Annotated in this window: 1 protein-coding gene; it reads left to right on the top strand. The window is 56.5% G+C overall.

The genetic code is table 11. The features are described 5' to 3' along the window. Positions 1 to 8: 8 nt before the first annotated feature. Positions 9 to 255, top strand: a 247-nt coding sequence (locus tag L6D80_RS29980) for a transposase (RefSeq protein ID WP_476748338.1), incomplete at its 3' end; no start/stop codon positions are given.

Below are 255 nucleotides of genomic sequence, written 5' to 3'. Positions count from 1 at the left end.
AGAGTCAGATGGAGCAAGGTGTAAAGCGCACACAGCGAGATTACTCACTGTCTTTTAAATTGGCGGTGGTTGATCAGATTGAAAAAGGCGAGATGACCTACGGCCAGGCCCAGGAACGGTATGGCATCCAGGGCCGGTCGACGGTTCTGGTATGGTTGCGTAAGCACGGTCGGCAGGATTGGAGCCAAGGGGCATCGATCCGAGTCGAGAGGAGCTGCGCGATGTCTGACCCCAAACCGCTCACTCCAGAGCAGC

The organism is Pseudomonas ceruminis, from assembly GCF_021602025.1.
In the GTDB taxonomy this organism is placed as follows: Bacteria; Pseudomonadota; Gammaproteobacteria; order Pseudomonadales; family Pseudomonadaceae; genus Aquipseudomonas; species Aquipseudomonas ceruminis.
This window is presented reverse-complemented; position numbering and strand designations above follow the sequence as displayed.